This window comes from Myroides sp. LJL119 (assembly GCF_054871605.1).
Window position 1 is genome coordinate 420323 of record NZ_JBTXLO010000001.1, and the last position, 18715, is coordinate 439037.

Annotated in this window: 15 protein-coding genes; 6 read left to right on the forward strand and 9 right to left on the reverse strand. The window is 34.0% G+C overall.

Annotated features, from left to right (window positions below):
• The first annotated feature begins 131 nt into the window (after nucleotides 1-131).
• Both ACYSNV_RS01940 and ACYSNV_RS01945 read left to right on the forward strand, forming a co-directional pair.
• Nucleotides 132-698 (forward strand): 2'-5' RNA ligase family protein, encoded by a 567-nt coding sequence (locus ACYSNV_RS01940; protein WP_461760873.1) that lies wholly within the window; start codon nucleotides 132-134, stop codon nucleotides 696-698.
• A 44-nt stretch (nucleotides 699-742) separates the two neighbouring features.
• Nucleotides 743-1090, forward strand: coding sequence for a tRNA-binding protein (locus ACYSNV_RS01945; RefSeq protein ID WP_461760874.1), 348 nt, complete (start codon nucleotides 743-745; stop codon nucleotides 1088-1090).
• 30 nt (nucleotides 1091-1120) lie between these two features.
• On the opposite strand, the gene ACYSNV_RS01950 is transcribed toward ACYSNV_RS01945, so the two are convergent.
• A complete protein-coding gene (locus ACYSNV_RS01950) occupies nucleotides 1121-2227 on the reverse strand; it encodes a DUF2891 domain-containing protein (RefSeq protein WP_461760875.1) in 1107 nt (368 codons plus the stop codon).
• A 145-nt stretch (nucleotides 2228-2372) separates the two neighbouring features.
• Between ACYSNV_RS01950 and ACYSNV_RS01955 the strand changes: the two genes are divergently transcribed.
• The 4 genes from ACYSNV_RS01955 to metG all read left to right on the forward strand — a co-directional run bounded on the left by ACYSNV_RS01955 (nucleotide 2373) and on the right by metG (nucleotide 7440).
• On the forward strand, nucleotides 2373-3803 hold the full coding sequence (locus tag ACYSNV_RS01955) for a DUF5074 domain-containing protein (protein WP_461760876.1): 1431 nt from the start codon (nucleotides 2373-2375) through the stop codon (nucleotides 3801-3803).
• 140 nt (nucleotides 3804-3943) lie between these two features.
• Entirely contained in the window at nucleotides 3944-4507 is a 564-nt protein-coding gene (locus tag ACYSNV_RS01960; RefSeq protein WP_461760877.1) for a hypothetical protein, read from the forward strand.
• Nucleotides 4508-4988: 481 nt separating this feature from the next.
• Nucleotides 4989-5231: a hypothetical protein gene (locus tag ACYSNV_RS01965; protein WP_461760878.1), complete on the forward strand. Its 243-nt coding sequence runs from the start codon at nucleotides 4989-4991 to the stop codon at nucleotides 5229-5231.
• Nucleotides 5232-5379: 148 nt separating this feature from the next.
• Complete coding sequence (gene metG, locus ACYSNV_RS01970) at nucleotides 5380-7440, forward strand: methionine--tRNA ligase (RefSeq protein ID WP_461760879.1); 2061 nt, start codon at nucleotides 5380-5382, stop codon at nucleotides 7438-7440.
• 65 nt (nucleotides 7441-7505) lie between these two features.
• On the opposite strand, the gene ACYSNV_RS01975 is transcribed toward metG, so the two are convergent.
• The 8 genes from ACYSNV_RS01975 to ACYSNV_RS02010 all read right to left on the reverse strand — a co-directional run bounded on the left by ACYSNV_RS01975 (nucleotide 7506) and on the right by ACYSNV_RS02010 (nucleotide 18705).
• Nucleotides 7506-8456 carry an aldo/keto reductase gene (locus tag ACYSNV_RS01975; RefSeq protein WP_461760880.1) on the reverse strand — a complete coding sequence of 317 codons (951 nt, stop codon included), beginning with the start codon at nucleotides 8454-8456 and terminating at the stop codon, nucleotides 7506-7508.
• Between the two features lie 116 nt (nucleotides 8457-8572).
• The gene (locus ACYSNV_RS01980; RefSeq protein ID WP_461760881.1) at nucleotides 8573-11392 is read right to left on the reverse strand and encodes a TonB-dependent receptor; all 2820 of its coding nucleotides are present in this window, start codon (nucleotides 11390-11392) and stop codon (nucleotides 8573-8575) included.
• Nucleotides 11393-11514: 122 nt separating this feature from the next.
• Complete coding sequence (gene pgi, locus ACYSNV_RS01985) at nucleotides 11515-13125, reverse strand: glucose-6-phosphate isomerase (protein ID WP_461760882.1); 1611 nt, start codon at nucleotides 13123-13125, stop codon at nucleotides 11515-11517.
• A 3-nt stretch (nucleotides 13126-13128) separates the two neighbouring features.
• The gene (locus tag ACYSNV_RS01990) at nucleotides 13129-14367 is read right to left on the reverse strand and encodes a peptidoglycan DD-metalloendopeptidase family protein (RefSeq protein ID WP_461760883.1); all 1239 of its coding nucleotides are present in this window, start codon (nucleotides 14365-14367) and stop codon (nucleotides 13129-13131) included.
• A 14-nt stretch (nucleotides 14368-14381) separates the two neighbouring features.
• The gene (locus tag ACYSNV_RS01995; protein ID WP_461760884.1) at nucleotides 14382-15296 is read right to left on the reverse strand and encodes a tryptophan 2,3-dioxygenase family protein; all 915 of its coding nucleotides are present in this window, start codon (nucleotides 15294-15296) and stop codon (nucleotides 14382-14384) included.
• A gap of 2 nt (nucleotides 15297-15298) precedes the next feature.
• A complete protein-coding gene (locus ACYSNV_RS02000; RefSeq protein ID WP_461760885.1) occupies nucleotides 15299-16078 on the reverse strand; it encodes a DUF3108 domain-containing protein in 780 nt (259 codons plus the stop codon).
• Between the two features lie 260 nt (nucleotides 16079-16338).
• Complete coding sequence (gene hppD, locus ACYSNV_RS02005; RefSeq protein WP_461760886.1) at nucleotides 16339-17499, reverse strand: 4-hydroxyphenylpyruvate dioxygenase; 1161 nt, start codon at nucleotides 17497-17499, stop codon at nucleotides 16339-16341.
• Nucleotides 17500-17538: 39 nt separating this feature from the next.
• On the reverse strand, nucleotides 17539-18705 hold the full coding sequence (locus ACYSNV_RS02010; protein WP_461760887.1) for a homogentisate 1,2-dioxygenase: 1167 nt from the start codon (nucleotides 18703-18705) through the stop codon (nucleotides 17539-17541).
• Nucleotides 18706-18715: the final 10 nt, after the last annotated feature.

The following is an 18715-nucleotide window of genomic DNA, read 5'->3' on the forward strand; positions in this document are numbered from 1 at the left end:
TATAAAATAAAATATAATGCGATATTTGGCTAGTAAGTAAATAATTACAGTAGCTGTTAAATAAATAACACATAGCCACGCGCTTTTTCAGCTTGGTAATAGACTTGCTACTTATTAACAAAACCAAAAACATGAATCAAACTAATAAATATTCCATTTGCTTTTTACCTGATCAAAAAACCATCGAACAAGTAGCACAAATGAAACTAGCTTTAGCAGAACATATTGGTTGGTTTAATAGTAAAAATGCTATTGCCCATATTACTATCGCAGAATTTCAAGCTCAAAAAACGCAAATAGATCACTTAAAACCTATTCTTTCACGCTGTTGTGCACATTTCAAACCTATTGATGTTTATCTTCAAGAATTTAAAAACTTTCCAAATGGAGCCTTTTATCTTGATATAGATCCACAGGCTAGTATAATTCTACAGGATTATGCTAAACAAATTAATCAAATTCTACCATTTAAAAAAATAACCACTAGTACCCTACCGCATTTATCAATAGCCCGTAAATTAACATCGGCTAAGGTTCAACAAGCTTTTGAATTTTTCGAAAAGCCGGATTTAAAAATGCATTGCCAAGGTATTGCATTGCGAAAATTAAATACCGAAAAATTACAATTCGATATTATAGAAAACTTTTCTTTTTTATCTAAAGAACAAACTTACCAAAAGCAACTGAGTTTATTTTAAATAGCATTTAGAACAACTTACTTTCTTATTAATATAAAAAATACATGAAAAACTTAACCAACAATCTTTCCTGGGATGATTTTCTTAAAGTAGATATGCGCGTTGGAACAATAATTGAAGCTTCCTTATTTAAAGAGGCTAGAAACCCAGCTTATAAACTAATTATTGACTTTGGTAGTGAGCTTGGGTTAAAAAAAAGTTCTGCGCAAATTACAACTCTTTACAATCCACAAGAGTTAATTGGCAAACAAATTATTGCCGTGGTTAACTTTCCCGAAAAACAAATAGCAAACCTACAAAGCCAATGCCTGGTAATGGGGGCTGTTATAGGAAAAGATGTAACCCTTATTACCATTGATAAGCCTTGTGCAAATGGTCTTAGAATTGCTTAAACAAAGTCCTTTTTTAAAAGGACTTTGTTTTTATTGATTAACCAATGTATATAAGGCAAAGGTACCAAGCCAATGACTACCCATATAATCATCATCACTTATATTGGCAAATGCACTATTGAAAGACTCATGAGCCATTGGAATAAGCCTTGGTTTTAAAGACGGTATTTTATTTGCGATGGTTATCAAACAATTTGCACGACTGAAATTCAATCCATCTAAATGTACTAGATGTCCGTCACTTCTATCACTAACCTTTGCTATTTCAAGGCTAAAATCCTCTTGAAACAATTCCGGTAGGAATCCTTGTAGCCAAGATGGATACTCATCACTATTTAAAACCTCTCCCATTAACATTGCCTCTTGCAAACAAGGAGATAAAAAATCATGCCCACTTGGTTCAAAGCTTAAATTACAATTGAGATCCGATTGATAAAGTCGCTTAGAGGTTGTCACAATTAGCTCCTCGAATTCTTTAAGTTCCATCGTTTTGGCATAATTCAAAGCCAGGGCTAATCCATAGGCTGTGTTATCATGAGTTCCTGTCCTTACCGGATAAACTAGTTTAGGTAAGTACTCCTGGTACCTTTGTACAAAAAGATTTGCTAAAGGCTCAATTGTCTTACTCCATCTTATAGCATCTGGATCCTTAGAGAGTTTCAATGCTTTATGCAATTGCAAAAGCCAAGCCCATCCATAGGTGCGCTCGAAATTTCTATTGTATGGTTGCTCAAAAAAAGCTTTCTCAATGGCTAAGTTCTGCGGAGTTATTAACTTATCCAATCGTGTTTTTATATTCTGATTAGCATCAAGTTCTGGAAATCTTTCAAGCAAAGTTATAATTGACCAGTATCCATGAACCGAAGAGTGCCAATCAAAACACCCATAAAAAATAGGGCGAAGCGCTTTAGGAGTAGCTAAGTCTTTATCACTATCTAAAACTTGTCCAAGTTTATTAGGATACTCTAATTCTATACATCCTAATGGTAATTCAATAATTTTCTTGGCTTGGGTAAGGTTTAGCTCTAAGGGAGTAATGTTATTTGTTTCTTGTAGGCCTTTGGATGCAGAGTTAGAATTGCAACTAACCATAAAAACAGCTATACAAAGACCAGATATCTTGGGTAATAACCTCATAATTTATATGTTTTTTTTTCAATGACTTTAGATAAATATACACCTATTGATTAACTAAATTACAGAAATTCTAAATACAATAGGAATTAAAAAGCAATATGAGTATTTTAGCACTCCTAGATTACTAGAAAAATAACATAATCCCATGAAAAAAATCAATTTTATAACTTTAACACTACTTGCAATTACAATTAGCTTAACTTCTTGTAATAGTGATGACAACGCATCTCTAGACGCAGAATTCAAACTAATTCCTAATGATTCGCCTACCCCTTTGATTGAACCTAGCGGCTTTTATATAGCAAACGAAGGTTGGTATGGTTATGACCTGGGATCTGTAAACCAAATTACGAATCGTTATTCGGTAAATTATAATGTTTTTGACAAGGCTAATACCTCTGGAACTAATTCTCTAGGTCTTACAACCTCCTTTGCCGGAGCCTATGGTGATTACTATCTATTTATTTCAAAAAAAGATAACCGTTTGGTAATTACCGATAAAAAATTACAGGTTATTCAAATCGAACAAGATATTCTAGGTGATGGTAGATCATTTGTCGGTGTTTCTCAAAACAAAGTATATATTTCCACCTCAAATGGAATTACAATTTTAGATATCTCCTCTAAAAACAATATACACATCACAGGCCAAATCCCAGAAATAACAGCAGAAACGGGTAATATGGTATATATTAACAATAAAGTTTATGCCGTTGTAAAAGGAAAAGGTTTATTTATAATTGATACCCAAAGTGACACGGTTGAAAAAGTAATAGAAGGAAACTTCACACAAGTTACCCTAGATAGGCACGGCTTGGTTTGGGCTGGAAAAGATACTAAAATTCAAAAAATCGATCCTGCAAACCTTCAAGAAATGCCTCAGGAGATAGATATAAGTATCGCACCAATCAAGTCAACTTGGTTTGCCTGGAATGCAGGTTCTTTAAAGGCTAGCTTCCAGTCGGATTATCTATTTTGGACCTATGATAACAAAGTATACCAATTTAATACACAAACCTCGCAACTCAAAGATATTCATACTGTTGGTCAAGATAAGCAAGGTAAAGATCTAGAATTCTATGGAGCAGGACTAGGTATTAATCCAGTTAATGATCAAATCGTTTTAAACTTAGTAAGACAAGGTTGGGGAATTAATTATTCGTATAATCTAGTTAGATTTATTACACCACAGGGACAAATGGCTAAGTCTGATATATTCTTACAAAACGACGACAAACATACGGAAATAAACCCAGAAGCAGGTTATTACTGGTTTCCTGCTATGTCATTTTTCGAAGACAACAATAGTCCTGAAATACTCATAAATCAACTTATTTTAAATTCACAAAAGAACTTTTCAATCCCTTTATCAGAAATCGTATCTGATCCAGACACTCCCATTACATGGGCCACCTATACAATTTCAAATACCGATCCAAGTTTTGTAGATATTAAAATATCCGATAACCAATTATTAATACAAAGTACAGATAAAAAAGGTAAAACCTCTTTTAACTTGACAGTTCTTTCCAATGGAAAACAAACTGAGAAATCAATCCAAGTTTGGATTAGATAAACCAGATTATAATTCAATAAATGACAAAGCAGGATTATCTACCTTTTAGATAATCCTGCTTTTTTTATTTTCTTATCCTACCTGCAAAACCTCTTTATAATTACTGTAGATTTTGTACTTTAGTTAAAAATTATATCGCTATGACTAAGACACATAACTTTATATTAATTGCTATCTTAAGCCTATTTCTAATAAGTTGCTCGCAACATGATATTAACAAGGGTATTGCCCTACAAACAATAGAGACATACTTACAAGAAAAACCCATTTATGAGTCAACTGCTTTTACCATTGGTAAGACCAAACTCAAGGTTAGTAAAAACAAACGACTTCTTACAGTTTATAATACTTTAGAGCAGCAAGGTTATTTAAACTTCCAAGGTCAAGATACCAAGAAGAAATGGCTTGCAAAAGATAGTACCTGGAGTGCAACTATTTCCATTACCCCAAAATCAACGCCCTACATAGTACAAAATCGCAATAATCGCGTGGTGGTTAAAACCCAATTACTAGTACTACAACAAAAAAATACATTACAAATATTAGAAAAGGGAAAAAGAACTGCTAAAGTAAGGGTATTTTTAGATAAAGAACCTACACCTTTTTATGACTTAAAACCCAGTAAAAACACAAATTCTGACTTTATTACAAAAGACTTTAAATTAAGATATACAAAGGATAATACTTGGATAGTTACTGAATAATGATGTGGAAGAAAATACTTTTATTACTGCTATTTCAGTTTGTTTTAGCAATGATTTGCGCTTTATTAATAAAACAAATGTCATTTATTGGAAAAATCAGTATTCATCTTTTTTACAAAGAATATATGTTATTCACCACTCCAATTCAAACTACCGTTACCATTTTTTGCGCTCAAAGTTGCTTTATAGCAATACTACTGATAATCAAACACTTGCTTGTCGATAAATTAGCCTTGACTTGCTACTTTATATTACTGGTATTACTAACTTTGGCAATCTACTACTCTTTTATAGATTTTACTACAACCTCACACAAACATATGAAATTACCCTTTCATATAGGTATATATCTTTTTTGGCTTGGCAGCCTAACCAGTGTAATTTTGTTTGTTATTTTAATTTTGACAAATAAGAACAAACGTAAATTAAAAAACCAAGTAACTTAACCTCAATATACGATTAAATAAAAAATAAATTCATCATGATAATAAAAAAAATATTCGCACCGGTATTTTTCGTTTCACTACTTGCAACAGCATGTCAGGAGCCTGTGAAAAGAACAAATACTACTGAGTCTGCAACAAATCAAAAAAGTATTAGTATCCCCATGCATGGCACCAAAAACAATAGTTCTTCATCTTCCAATCAAAGCTTTAAGCAACAACAGGATCAATTAAATAAAACGAATCAAAAAGATTCTCTGACAACCAAACAAGTCCCTTGATTATTAAACATAGCCTAAAATCTACGGACTAAAAAAAAAGTATTTCTACAACAAAACAAGTATAAAATAAAATAGTGCTTATCCAACAGATATGCGTATTTTTGCATAATTATCGAAATATTCATTTTTTCAAAATTGTACTTTATTTATGATACAAGATCCTAAAAGATATACTATAACTGCGGCATTACCCTATACAAATGGTCCAATTCATATTGGTCATCTAGCAGGGGTCTATGTACCAGCTGATATATATGCTCGATTTTTGCGTTTACAAAACAAAGATGTAGCTTTTATTTGTGGAAGTGATGAACATGGTGTTGCTATTTCTATGAAAGCAAAAAAAGAGGGCATCACACCCCAACAGGTCATTGATAAATATAACGGAATCATTAAAAATTCCTTTGCAGATTTTGGAATTTCATTTGATCACTATTCACGTACCTCTTCACAGGTACATCATGATACAGCTTCTGAGTTTTTTCAAAAATTATATCAAGACGGTAAATTCATTGAGGAAGTTACCGAACAACTTTATGACAAACAAGCAGAGCAATTCTTAGCTGATCGTTTTGTGATAGGTACCTGTCCAAAATGTGCCAATGAAGAAGCTTACGGTGATCAATGTGAGAAATGTGGTACTTCACTAAATGCAACAGATTTAATAAACCCAAAATCAACAATCACTGGAACAACACCAATCTTAAAATCAACTAAACATTGGTTTCTTCCACTAGATCAGTATGATGGCTTTTTAAGAGAATGGATCTTAGAAGGACATAAAAATGATTGGAAATCCAATGTTTACGGACAAGTTAAATCGTGGTTGGAAGATGGTTTAAAACCAAGAGCAGTAACAAGAGACTTAGACTGGGGAATTCCTGTACCTGTACCAGGTGGGGAAGGTAAAGTATTATATGTTTGGTTTGACGCTCCAATAGGATATATTTCTTCTACTAAAGAATGGGCACAAGAAAACAACAAAGACTGGGAACCATATTGGAAAGATAAACAAACTAAACTGGTACATTTTATTGGTAAAGACAATATTGTTTTTCATTGTGTTATATTTCCTTCAATGCTTAAAGCTGAAGGTTCTTACATTCTACCAGATAATGTACCTGCCAATGAATTTTTAAATTTAGAAGGACAAAAACTATCCACCTCAAAGAATTGGGCTGTATGGTTACATGAATATTTAGAAGATTTTCCTGGAAAACAAGACGTTCTTCGCTATGTTCTAACAGCTAATGCGCCTGAAACAAAAGATAACGATTTTACATGGAAGGATTTTCAAGCAAGAAATAACAATGAGCTAGTAGCGGTTTTTGGAAACTTTATTAACCGAGTTGTAGTACTTACTAACAAATACTACCAAGGGGTAGTTCCAACTCCAAATACATTTACCCAAGTAGATCAGGATACTTTAAACGAATTAAGAGCATATCCTAATGTAATTGAGAGTTCAATTAATCGCTATCGATTCAGAGAGGCACAAACAGAGATGATGAACGTAGCACGTCTAGGAAATAAATATCTTGCTGATGAAGAGCCTTGGAAATTAATAAAAACAGATCCCGAACGAGTAAAAACACAAATGTATGTTGCCTTGCAAATTGCTGCTGCGTTAAGCACATTAGCAGAACCCTTTGTTCCTTTTACAGCCAATAAGCTCAAAAATATTTTGCAGCTAGATCAAAATATAACTTGGACACAAATCTCCTTAGACAATTCCTTATTGGTACCTGGACATACAATTGGACAAGCAGAATTATTATTTTCCAAAATTGAAGATCAGGAAATAGAGAAGCAATTAGACAAGCTACAAGAATCTAAAAAAGCTAATAGCATAGCTGCAAAGCAAACCGAACCACAAAAACCAACTGCTAGTTTTGAAGACTTCAGTAAGTTAGATCTAAGAGTTGGAACGATTATAGAGGCTCAGAAGATGCCCAAAGCAAATAAATTATTAATATTAAAAGTAGATACAGGACTTGATATAAGAACAATTGTTTCTGGTATTGCAGAACATTTCACTCCAGAATCAATTATTGGTAAAAAAGTAACTGTTTTAGCAAACCTAGCTCCGAGAAATTTAAGAGGAGTAGAAAGTCAAGGTATGATATTAATGACTCAGGACAAACAAGGAAAACTAGTATTTGTAAATCCCGACCAAGACAATATAGATAATGGCTCTACGATAAATTAAAAAGTAAATAAGGCTACCAACGTGTTGGTAGCCTTATTTATTTCTCACTATAAATACGCTTCTACTTAATAGTCACTAGCAGAATTTAATTGCTGCATATCTTCTTGAGTTAGGTCCAAAGTAACACAATTCACTAATTCATGTAATTGTATTTTGGAGGTCGCACTAACAATAGGCGCGGTTATATGCGCACGGTGTAATTGCCATGCTATAGCCACTTGACTCATTGTTACATTATACTTATTTGCAATATCCGCAACAGCCTGTAAAATACGACTACCCCTCGCGTTGAAATACTTTACTACCATATCCTTTCTCTTACTATGCTCTGCATCTTGAAGGTTTTTATACTTCCCGCTTAAAAACCCACTTGCTAGGGCAAAATAACTAATTACAGCTAAGTTTTCCTGCTTTGCTATAGGTAAGTACTCTTTCTCAAAGGTTTCTCTATCGTATAAATTATATAAAGGTTGAATCGCACTATAGCTATGCCATCCTTGTTCACGAGCGATTGCATTGGCTGAGACAATTCGCTGGGCACTTAAATTTGAAGCTCCTAAAAATCTTACCTTACCTTGAGTAACCAGATCATTATACACGTGCATTGTCTCTTGTTGTGGAGTCTGTAAATCATCATAATGTGAGAAATACAAATCAATAAAATCCGTATTAAGCCTAACTAAAGACTCCTGTAAACTCTTTTTGATATAATCTCCTTTTAATCCTTTACTTCCATCTCCCATTGTTCCTCCCACTTTAGTGGAAAGTACAATTTTAGAACGATTACCACTTTGTTGTAACCACTTACCAATAATAGTTTCTGACTCGCCCCCAGCATTACCCGAAACCCAGTGTGAATAATTATTAGCTGTATCTATAAAATTCAGTCCATAATCTAAAAGCATATCTAACATATAGAAAGATTCTTTTTCACTTAAAGTCCATCCAAAAACATTCCCTCCAAAGCAAACCCTAGGGACCATTAAATCAGTCGTTCCAAATTTAAATTTATCCATGATAATGCAATTTATTAATTGTTATCTACTAAAGGTAATGCTTTTATTTAAAAATAAGCATAAAAAAAGCGGCAACCTTATGGTTGCCGCCTTGATATATAATTTGCTTTGTTTGATTAGAAATTGAAAGTAATTCCAAAGTTCCAAGTTCTACCAACACCAAACATAACTTCATTTCTTTCATCGATTCCCTTCCAAGTTGTACTATTGGCAGTTGCCTCGATGTTTGTTCTTGCACTTGTGATATACGTAGTGTTAAATACGTTATTTACGTTAGCTCTAAACACCACTGAGTTAGATAAATCTTTACCTACTTGCATACGGTATGAAGCACCAGCATCCATTAAGTTAAATGCAGGTATTTTCATAGAACCAGCTTTACCTCTATCAGAAGCTCCATCCACGTTTAATGTACCGTAAAAGTTATCGTTGTATCTCCAGTTAGCATCAACTTTTAACCCTTGAACTATTTCATAATTAGCTCCAAGGTTTAAGATTAACTGAGGTGCACCCCCAACTTTAGCTCCATCAATATATAACGTTTTTGTTTCTAAATTCCCATCCTTATCATAGATTGGTGTATTGTCATCTTCGTTATAGTAAGTACCTGTTACATCTTTAGCATATTTCCAGTCTCCCCATGAGAAAGATCCAGTAATGTTTAAACGATCAGCAGGATTATACAACCAGTCAATTTCCATTCCCGTGTGTACTTGTTCAACACCTACTAATGTAGCATAACCATTAATTTGGATAGGTTTTCCATTTTGGTCTAATTGATCACTGTCAAATCTACCTGTAGCACGTGTTACTCTATCTTTCCAAGATGTTCTGTATAGATTTAAATTAGCTCGTAAACGATCTGTTCTTAAACCATATCCAAACTCAAATCCTAAGATTTTCTCATTAGTTAAATTAGGATTTACAGTATTTGTATTGTTAAGATAAACACCATTGTTCATAAATGGTTGACGAGAGAAATATCCCGCATTAACAAAAACATTATGAACTTCGTTAATATTATAGTTTACCCCTCCTTTAATACTTCCTCCAAAAATACTTTTCCAGTTTGTTTTGTATTCTGCTTCTCCTTCAGCAGTAGAACGGTCATAGTTGAAGTAATCAACTCTTTGCATCCACTGATTAGAAATAGACCCTTGAGCAAATACTGATAAATTATCTTTAGAATACTCTACTTGTCCAAATCCACCTAACCACTTAACGTTTCCGTCATTGTGATATCCTACTTTTTCTCTACCATTCCAGTCTACCCAAGGATTTAAAGTAGCCTTTGCATCATAAGTTTGACTAACAATGTATTTCTCACCACCATTATTTCTATTATTCGCAACTACATATCCGTCAGCTCCTAAAAGATTATCTAATGTTTGGTAGTGGTATCCTTTGTAAATACGAGCATCTAAACCAAAATCAACTGTCCAAAATTGGTTAACTTTTGCATTCATATTAATCACAGTACCATACCAGTCATGAGAGTTAATACTAGAACGACGTGCCCATCCACCTACAGCTCTGTTTTTACTGTTATAGTTTTGCACATAGTATCCTTGTTCTGCACCTGCAAAAGGTGTATCTAAAATATTAGCGCTATTATCCCAATCAGCAACCACTTCACCTCTGTTCCAAGCTGCAATATCATCAAATCGCATATGTCCATTAGCATCTCTTACCTCTGTACCGAAGTCTCTATAACCATTTGGTCCTCCACCAATAGTTCCAGTTCCTCCACCACGTCCCCAAGATCCGTATACAACAGCTCCTAAAGTCCAAGTATCATTGATATTAAAATCATAGTTAATAGCTGCTACTGGTTTATTATAATAATTTGTTTTAAAATTAAAACGATCTCCATTATAGAATCCTGTGTCTGGGTTAAAATGTTTGTTTATTCCCCCATTATTCCACATTCTATGATTCTCAATAGAAACTGACGTGCTACGTTGATCGTGATCTTGTTTAGCACCAGTAAAAGTAAACTGTAAGTTATGACGCTCATCTTTAGATTTATATCCTAAACCTAAATAATAAGTTTGAGCTTCAAAACCAGTTCCTTCTACGTAACCATCTCCACGGTTATAACCAAGTAAAATAGAAGCGGAAAGACCATTTTCTAAAATACCAGTGTTATATGAAGCAGTTGTTTTTAAATAATTGTTGTTACCAACAATTGCATTGATTTTACCACCTTCTCTAGCCTCTGAAGTACGAGTAAGAACGTTGATTGTACCCCCAACAGAAGAAATAGCAATTTTAGAAGACCCTAGACCTCTTTGAACTTGCATAGCAGAAGTAACATCTGAAAGTCCAGCCCAGTTTGACCAGTATACAGCTCCACCTTCCATATCATTAACAGGCATACCGTTAATTAATACAGCGATGTTTCTTTGATCAAATCCACGAATATTAATATTGGAGTCTCCAAAACCACCTCCTTGTTTAGAAGCATAAACGGATGGTGTTGTGTTTAAAATTTCAGGAAATTCTTGAGAACCTAATTTTTCCTGAATTTCAGCAGCTTTAATTGTAGAAACAGCTACTGGTGTTTTACGGTCTTTTGCAACGTCTGCAACTCCCATAATAACAATATCCTCTAACATATTCTCATCTGAAGATAGGATAATAGTCCCCAGATTTGCTTTGTTATTAGCATCTACAGTAAAGGCTACTGTTCGAGAGCTATAACCAATGAAAGAAATAACTATTTCTCCCTTTGCTTGTGAAACGTTCAATTCGAATTCACCATCCATACCGGTTGATGTTCCGTTTTGTGTTCCTTTTACTATTACTGATGCACCAGGTAATCCCTCTTGGAATTCACCATCAACAACAATACCAGTAACTTTGTTTTGTGAAAGTGCAGATGCCGTAGTAAAAGCCATTACTAACATAAGCACCCAGTTCTTCAAGTTTTTCATTGTAAAAGTGTAAGTGATAAAATTATTTTCGCTGCAAATGTACAAAAAACAAACCTATCTAATATGATGCCAGTATTAAATTTTAACTTTTAACATCTTTCTAAAACTTAAAATTTAACAAATCATCTTTTTAAGTAATAATTCAATAAAAACTCGGTACTTCCATCATGCTTACCAACAACTTTATCCTTTATTTCTGATTGAATATTTTTTGCTAGTACCTTGCCATACTCCACACCAAACTGATCAAAACTATATATGTTCCAAATAATTCCTTGTACATAAGTTTTATGCTCATATAAAGCTACTAACATACCTAGGTTTTCAGGAGACAAACAGTCAATTAAGAGTGTATTTGAAGGCTTATTCCCTTCAAAATCTCTAAAATATTTTAACATTTCCAACTCACTATCCGATGCTTTTTCACCCCTTTTACCATTAAGTAAGGCCTCCGTTTGCCCGAAAAAATTACTCATTAATATATCATGATTCGAATTTTCTGCGTAAAAGGGTTTGACAAACCCAATAAAATCCACTGGAACAACTTTTGTACCTTGATGAAATAACTGAAAAAATGCGTGTTGAGCTGACACGCCTACTTCTCCCCATATTAGAGTTCCTGTTTGATAATTCACCGGATACCCTTCCCTATTCTTATCTTTCCCATTACTTTCCATAATCATTTGCTGAAGGTGTGCAGGGAATTTACTTAACAATTCACTATAAGGAACAATACCTTCTGTTTCATAGTTATAAAAATTATTATACCATATACTTAAAAGCCCCATTATAACTGGCATATTCTGATGAAATTCTGCGTCTTTAAAGTGCTGATCCATCTTATAGGCTCCCTTTAATAAGGATTCAAAATTTGAATAACCTACTGCCAAAGAAATAGATAACCCTACGGAACTCCATAAAGAAAATCTACCACCAATATAGTCCCACATAGGGAAGATATTTTCTTGCTTAACTCCAAAACTTACCGCTTGTTGAATATCTGCTGTTACACCCACATAATGACAAGAAGAATCATGATGTAATTCAGAATCCATCCAATTCTTAATCTTATTGGCATTTAATATGGTTTCTTGAGTTGTGAAAGTTTTAGAAACTATTAAAACCAACGTTGTTTTAGGGTCCAACTCTTTTAAAACTGAATAAAGATAATCATCATCTATATTGGAAATATAGTGTACTGCTAAATCATTTCTATAATTCGCTAAAGCCTCTACAATCATCTTGGGCCCTAAATCTGAACCTCCAATTCCCAAGTTAATCACATCGGTAAATTTTTGACCAGTACTACTTTTATACTCTCCATTTAATACCTTTTCAGTGAATTCCTTGATTTTATAACGAACTTGGCAAACTTGATTCAGCACGTTATCACCATCCACAAATAAATGTTCTTTCCCTGAAAAATCACGAAGTGCAGTATGTAGAACAGCGCGATTCTCGGTAACATTAATTTTAGATCCCTTAAATAATTTTTCTATAGCATCTTTTAAAGCTACTTGCTCTGCTAAATCAAGTAAAAGTTTTAAGGTCTGTTCTGTAATCTTATTCTTAGAATAATCTAACAAAAAAGAATCAAAATGCAAGTGGAACTTTTCAGCCCTTTGCTTATCCAATGCAAAAAGATCTTGCATCTGTATAAACTCCATGTCACTAAAATGCTTACGCAATTCACTCCAAGCACTAGTTGTGGATGGATTAATATTTTTCAACATTATCTATTCTTGAGAAAATTTCTTTTTTATAACTGCATCTAATTCTTGCTTTAAAGGAGCGATATACTCTTTATAGGCAGGAATATCTTTTTTATCCATTGGTTCGGAATTTGGCAAAACTTGAGACAAAGGATCCACTTGTACGCCGTTTTTCCAAAATCTATAACACACATGAGGTCCTGTTGCTAATCCTGTACTACCTACCAAACCAATAGTTTGCCCTTGTGCAACATATTGTCCTTTCTCTACAAGAATTTTTGACATATGAAGATATTGGGTAGAATAAGTTCCGTTGTGACGAACCTTTACATAATTTCCATTTCCCGCCGTATAGCCAGCTCTTTCAACTACCCCAGCTGCTGTAGACATAATAGGAGTACCTGTAGGTGCTGCGTAATCCGTTCCACTGTGAGCCTTCCATGTCTTTTGTACAGGATGAAATCTCTTTTTAGTATAACGTGAAGTAATTCTAAAAAACTCTAGTGGCGCCTTCAAAAACATACTCTTCATTGGTCTGGCCTGTTCATCGTAATACTCTACCCCTTGACTAGATGGTCTTTTATAAGGGAATGAATATAAATCTTTACCTCTGTGATTAAAATATGCAGCCTCTATTTGAGAAATCCCAACATATATTGTATCATTAATATACTTTTCTTGAATTGTCACAGCAAAACGATCCTCTGGTTGTAATTTAAAAAAGTCTATAGACCAAGCAAATATTTGTGACATACGAGTAGCCAAAGATTCATCTATTCCCTGCTTAGATAAACTTAGAGCCAAAGATCCATCAATATTAGAAGCGATGGTTCTTTTTTTGACAGTTACAGGATAATTCTTTGTGAACGCCCTTACCGAGTCACGCAAATCTATAACTTGGTACCCCATAATACTGGGATGATAAATAAAAGCAGCTAGCTTCTGAGTATCTTTATATCTAACAACACTATAAGGCTTTCCTACTCTTATATTTTTTACATTAACCGTATCTTTCACAGCCTCAACTATATTATGAATCTCGGAGGCATTTAAATTGTTGGCTGCAAAAATCTTCCCTAAACTATCACCATTTCGAACGGTATCCTCAACAACCTCAAAGTCATTTAAACTAAAACCATAAAGTTCCGCTATAACCTGTTCGATATTCTCATCCTCTTGTAAAACTACTTGCTCTTGTTGGTCACTTTTCTTACAAGCCCATAAACTAATGGCAACCAGACATATTGTTATAAAATGTTTCAAACTTATTATTTTTTTTATTCTTCTCCCCAATTTTCTTTTTCTTGTTCCGTCCAAAGCTCAGGAAAAAAAATCCTTTTCTGATATTTAGGCAACATATATTTTTTCCAATCACTACCCCCTGTAGCTTCTTTAGTGCCCTGTGGCCCCTCTAAATACTTTAAAGCTGCCCTATAATGTCCTAAAACCCAAGTTACATTAACTGTTTTATCATAATGCCGCATGGCCTTAATCACTAAAGGATCTTCTCTTACCTGTAATGGCAATTCCACAAATTTCTGCCATAAATTTGTTTTTTCATAATCTTTCATCGCATTAATAAGAACTTTCTTATACTTGTTTTCAAAAGAACTTAATAAAAAAGACTTCTGTCCTGTTTTAAAATCTTTCCCTGCACTTTGCCAATACATTAATTCCAAAGCCTGCTCAAGGGTGGTTTGTTCACTTAACTGGTTAACAAATCGTTTATCTACTAAATTGCTCCAATGTGTTGAACCAAATTCAATTAAACGATATTGAATACTTTGAAAGCCACTTGCTGGAGTAAGAGTATCTCTAAACTTCAAATACTGCTCACGGTCCATACCATTTTCCATAATAGCAAAAGAAGAGGTAAGCATATCGAAATAACGAGAAATACGTCCCAGTTTTTCCACAAAAACCTTGGCATCTATCTTTTGCATTGCTGCAAGTTGATCTATTTCCCATAAGATCATTTTAAATAACAGCTCATTGATTTGGTGATAACCAATAAAAACCATTTCATCAGGCAAGGTACTACGTTGGGTTTGTAAAGCCAATAAAGCATCGACTTGTATATAGTCCCAATAAGTTAGAGGATTTGCATAAAGCAAGCCCTGTAAGTGTGTTTGGGTTTTTTGCCCAATATCGCTAAATTTATGATCTAATTCATTTAATATTTTATCCTTCATACTTACTTTGCTTGAATTTCTAAATCACTCACTAATCCACTATACTGCTCAAGATCTGCCTTTAGTGAACCTACAGCTAAACTGGCCTTTATTCGCAAAGGAACTTTGTTTTTATCGTCTGACACCCAAACTGTTAAGCTTTCCTTTTCTTTAAAAACCCTGCCTGCTAAAACATAGGGCCTAAACTTCAAGGAGCTAACCTTTCCAAACTTTGTCTTTATCGTTTCTCTGGCTAAAAGCTCCAACTTAAAATCAAAAGTCTCTCCGTCAAAAAACATAGCTATTTTAACTGATTCCCCCACTTTTAAATTTTCTAAAGTAGGAACTGAGCGAAGATAATAAAAAGCTGACACAATATCTTGCACTCCTTTAACAATAGGGTAAGTATTTTCTCTTTCTTTTTCATAGTCCTTTACAAGTACGGTATTGGATCTATAATTAAACACTCCCTCTTGATCTTTAGTATACCCTCCTTCATCAATTTTTCTAATAAATCGATAAGGTATAACCGGACCTTTAGTAAAATAGCTTTGGTAATCATCATATACCTTAAAAAATAATTTAGGTACCCCTGTGGTATACCCAATTCCTTTAGCATGAAAAAGCGTTTGCCCTTGATAAGATGTTTCGGATAATTCTAAGGTAGCTATTCCTGCATTTAGCAATCCATAGCTAATTTTAAACTTGAGTTTTTCTCCAGCTTGAAATGCTTTTGAAAAATCTTGTGCCATGACATTTAAATTCATAATGCACAATACAAAAAGGAATATGTTTTTTCTCATGGTTGGCAACTTTATACGTTCAAAAATACAAACAAAAAAACCCAGTCAAACAAATGACTGAGTTTTTATGCTATTAACCAACCAAAAAACTATAAATTATGAAAAATTTATTACACTCAAATAAAGCTTATGACGACCTTATTTTTGCGAGTGCAAATGTATAGCTTTTTTTAAAATATCACAACCCTGATTTAGGTTTAACTGATATTTAACAACAAGGGCCAATTAATAACCTATTTTAATATTTAATTAACTGAATACTAAAGCGTTCCTCTCTTCTCCTGTTCACGCTCTATAGACTCAAATAAAGCCTTGAAGTTTCCAGCTCCAAAACCACGAGCGCCCATTCGTTGAATTATCTCAAAAAATAATGTGGGTCTATCCTCTACAGGTTTGGTAAAGATTTGCAATAAATACCCCTCTTCATCTGCATCAATCATGATACCTAATTTTTGAAGTTCCTTAATATCTTCTTTCATGATTTCCATATGAACTCCAAGTCTTCTAGGTATATCATCATAATAGGCTTGTGGAGGGGCTGACAAAAATTCCACTCCTCTTTTCTTCATTTGAGTTACCGTATGTATAATATCATCGGTAGCCACAGCCACATGTTGTACACCCGGTCCATTATAAAAATCTAAATACTCCTCAACCTGAGATCGCTTCACACCCTCTGCCGGTTCATTTATAGGAAATTTTATCCTTCCATTACCATTTGACATAACCTTACTCATCAAGGCTGAATATTCGGTATTGATTTGCTTGTCATCGAAAGACAAGAAATTAACGAATCCCATTACATCTTCATACCACTTTACCCAAATATTCATCTGGTTCCAGCCCACATTACCAACCATGTGATCAACGTACTTTAATCCTACTGGCTCTGGATTATAATCACTTTCCCATTTCACATAGCCTGGAAGAAATACCCCATCATAATTTTTTCTTTCTACAAACATATGTACTGTCTCTCCATAGGTATAAATTCCAGCTCTAACACTAGTTCCAAATTCATCTTGTTCAACAATAGGTTCTTGATAAGACTTAGCCCCACGGCTAATAGTTTCTTGATAAGCCTTTGTGGCATCTTCTACCCATAAGGCTACAACTTTTATACCATCACCATGTTTAACAATATGATCGTTTAAAACAGACTCTGCGGTTAATGGTGTGGTAAGAACAATTCGTATTTTATCCTGTACCAATACATAAGATGCCCTATCTTTCACTCCGGTCTCCAAACCTGCGTAGGCCAAAGATTGAAATCCAAAAGCGCTTTTATAAAAATGAGCTGCTTGTTTGGCATTTCCAACAATAAACTCAATATAATCAGTTCCTAAAAGAGGAAGGAAATCTTGAGCTCCCTCAAATATTTTTTCTAGACCAAATTCTACGGACTGAACTTCTCTACTCATAATTTTTGTTTTTTTGTAGTTAAATAATGTTTGGTGTAATTAGTTTTCTGGCTCTAACCAAGATTTGTAATAATCGGAATCAGCAATATCCATGGCATCTTGACAAACCATTAAGGGTTTGAATGTGTCAACCATTACAGCTAATTCTTGTGTTTGCTTTTTTCCTATAGAACGTTCTACAGCTCCCGGATGTGGACCATGAGGAATACCAGCCGGATGTAAAGAAATATGTCCAGCTTGAACATCATTTCTACTCATAAAGTCTCCATCCACATAATAAAGAACCTCATCACTATCAATATTACTGTGATTATAAGGTGCAGGTATAGCCTGGGGATGATAATCATATAATCGAGGAACAAAAGAGCAAACAACAAATCCCTGGCTTTCAAAGGTCTGATGCACAGGTGGTGGTTGATGAATACGTCCGGTTATTGGCTCAAAATCATGAATTGAAAAAGCATAGGGATAATTAAATCCATCGTATCCTACCACATCAAAAGGATGCGTAGCATAGATCATATCAAAAATCTCATCTTGCTTTTTTACTTTTATTAAAAAGTCACCTTTTTGATCATGTGTCTCCAAATTACTAGGACGGCGAATATCTCTTTCGCAAAATGGTGAATGTTCTTGCAATTGCCCAAACCAGTTACGATAACGTTTCGGAGTATAAATCGGACTTTTTGATTCTACTATAAAAAGTCGATTATCCAGAGTTTCAAAATCTATTTGATAAATAATACCTCGTGGAATAAGCAAATAATCACCATACTTAAATTCTAAATTCCCTAACATAGTTCTTAAAGTCCCTTGGCCTTTGTGAATAAACAAAAGTTCATCACAATCTGTATTTTTATAAAAATACTCCCTCATTGATTCCTTAGGAGCCGCCAATACAATGGAACAGTCACTATTGGTTAAAACTGTCTTGCGACTTTGTAAGAAATCATTTTCAGGCTTGATTTGGAAACCTTTTAGGCGATAGGATTGAATATTATTGGCAACAGCTATTTTTGGTAAAACACTGTATTGCCCAAGAATTTTTTTGACCTGTGTGGGTCTGTGTAAGTGATACATATTAGTTGACATTCCGTCAAACCCAATTGTGCCAAACAATTGTTCATAATATAATTCTCCGTTATCCTTTCGAAAAACAGAATGACGTTTAGGGGGAATTTTCCCTAGGTGATGATATAATGGCATAAATACTTAT